Consider the following 2,380-nt stretch of genomic DNA (forward strand, 5'->3'; position numbering starts at 1 on the left):
GGCAAAGAAGAGGATAATCGGTTGAGATGCAGGAGGCCAGCATGTCACACCCATCCCCATCCGCCACAATTCGTGCCCGGCTCAAGCACCCCGTGATTGACTCGGACGGGCATATGATCGAGTTCGAGCCCGGCTTCCTGGACTACCTGAAGCAGGTCGGCGGCCAGTCCGTGCTCGATCTCTACCTGTCCCCGGAGCGGAACACCGGCAGCTGGGGCAAGATGTTTGACTGGTACCGCCTGTCGGCCGAGGAGCGCCACGCCCAGCGCACGACGCGCTCCCCGTGGTGGGCGCTGCCGACCCGCAACACCCTGGACCGGGCTACTGCCAGCCTGCCCAAGCTGCTCCACCAACGCCTGGACGAGATCGGCATTGACTTCACCGTGCTGTATCCCTCGCTGGGTCTGGCCTTCCCCCATATCGAGAACGCCGAACTGCGCCGGGCCACCTGCCGGGCGTTCAACCTGTTTGTGGCTGATTATTTCCGCGGCTACGCCGACCGCATGACCCCGGCCGCCTGTATTCCCATGCACACGCCCCAGGAGGCGGTCGACGAGCTGGACTACTGTGTCGGCGAACTCGGCCTCAAGGCGGTGATGATGGCCGGCCATGTCCAGCGGCCCATCCCGGCTGCGGTCGCCACAGACGCCGACTTGGGATTGCACGCCTTCTGGATTGACAATTTCTGTATCGACAGCGCCTACGACTACGACCCGGTGTGGGCCAAATGCCTGGAACTCAAGGTTCCGCCGACCTTTCATTCCCCCGGCATGGGCTGGGGCAGCCGCACCACTTCGAACTATATGTACAACCACACCGGGCATTTCGCCGCAGCCGGCGACGCGGTGTGCAAAGCCCTGTTGATGGGCGGCGTCACCCGACGCTTCCCGGGCCTCAGGTTCGGTTTTCTGGAGAGTGGCGTCGGCTGGGCCACCGATCTGTACGCCGGCATGGTTGCCCGCTGGGAGAAACGCAACCCGCGCGGCCTGGCAAACTATGACCCGGCCAACCTGAACGCCGAGCTGTTCCTGGACCTCCACCGGCGCTACGGCGATGCCATCGTCCAGGACAGGCTGGACGGCCTGGACCTGCGCCGCGGCGCGCTGGCCGGGACGCGGGAAGACCCGGAGGATGACTGGGTCCGCTGCGGGATCAGCACGGCCGAGGACATCAAAGACCTGTTTGTCCCGAATTTCTACTTCGGCTGTGAGGCCGACGATCCCCTCAACGCCACGGCCTTTCAGACCAGGATGAACCCCTTTGGCGCACGCCTGGGCGCCATCTTCAGCTCAGACATCGGCCACTGGGATGTGCCCGACATGAGCCACGTCCTGGCCGAAGCCTACGAGCTGGTGGAAAAAGACATTTTGACCGAGCGTGATTTTGAGGATTTTGTGTTCACCAATCCGGCCGCGCTGTGGACAGGGATGAACCCCGACTTCTTCAACGGCACGGTGGTCGAAGACGCGATCAAGACGCAAGCCGCCTGATTCTGTAAACAGTGATTATCCTTTGTCTTTCAGACTCGGTTTACGTATGAAGGACTGAGCGCTCATTCGGGTTTTTGTATGGAGACAAAAGAATGGCCGGCCTGCCGGCAGTGCGGTCGGGGAGTGCTCATCCCACTCTCGGACTATGGTCCGCACGGCGGTGACATCCCGTTCAAAGTCTGGGTGTGCCACAATCCGGACTGCGGCTTCAGCCTGCGCATCGACAAAGGCCAGGTGAGTGCGGAGCACGTGGCTCAGCCCTCATCCCCGGCCCAGCGAAAGCTCAGAAGATAGCGGCACCCCAAGGGCGAACAGTCGGGTCTGGCGCGCTCCGCCAGAGCCCTCGACATTCGTCTGCACGACCCTGCGGAGCCTCACACACGAAGGAGGGCAGTATGAAATTCGGCATGTTGCTGCCAACAGTCGGCCCCTACGCCTCAGGACCGGACGCGCTGCACGCCCAGCGCACGCTGGCCCAACAGGCCGAAGCCCTGGGCTTTGACTCCATCTGGGTGCCCGACCACGTCGTCTTCCCCAAAACGATCAACTCCACCTATCCGTATAACGACACCGGCCGGATCGGGACCGCCCCTATTCTCGATCCCCTGGTGGCGCTGAGCTTCCTGGCCGGCGTGACACAGACTATCAAACTGGGAACCTTCGTTGCCGCACCGCAATCCGATTGTCACCGCCAAGATGTGGGCCTCCCTCGATGTGTTGTCAGGCGGACGCACCATCTTCGGGGCCGGTATCGGCTGGCTGGAAGAAGAAATCACGCTGCTCGGCGCACCGTTTCGCCGCCGCGGCGCGCTGAGCGATGAGTACCTGCGGGCGATGAAGACCCTGTGGACGCAGCCCGACCCGGAATTTGAGGGGGAATTCGTCAGCTT

3 protein-coding genes are annotated in these 2,380 nt (G+C 62.9%); all 3 read left to right on the plus strand.

What is annotated here, in order from left to right; all coding sequences use genetic code 11:
• The first annotated feature begins 41 nt into the window (after nucleotides 1-41).
• The 3 genes from J4F42_22475 (at nucleotide 42) to J4F42_22485 (ending at nucleotide 2,311) form a co-directional block, all read left to right on the plus strand.
• Nucleotides 42-1,490 carry an amidohydrolase family protein gene (locus tag J4F42_22475; GenBank protein MCE2488289.1) on the plus strand — a complete coding sequence of 483 codons (1,449 nt, stop codon included), beginning with the start codon at nucleotides 42-44 and terminating at the stop codon, nucleotides 1,488-1,490.
• 78 nt (nucleotides 1,491-1,568) lie between these two features.
• Nucleotides 1,569-1,784, plus strand: coding sequence for a hypothetical protein (locus J4F42_22480; GenBank protein MCE2488290.1), 216 nt, complete (start codon nucleotides 1,569-1,571; stop codon nucleotides 1,782-1,784).
• Nucleotides 1,785-1,885: 101 nt separating this feature from the next.
• Complete coding sequence (locus J4F42_22485) at nucleotides 1,886-2,311, plus strand: LLM class flavin-dependent oxidoreductase (GenBank protein ID MCE2488291.1); 426 nt, start codon at nucleotides 1,886-1,888, stop codon at nucleotides 2,309-2,311.
• The last annotated feature ends 69 nt before the right edge of the window (nucleotides 2,312-2,380 follow it).

This window comes from Desulfurellaceae bacterium, from assembly GCA_021296095.1.
In the GTDB taxonomy this organism is placed as follows: domain Bacteria; phylum Desulfobacterota; class Binatia; order Bin18; family Bin18; genus JAAXHF01.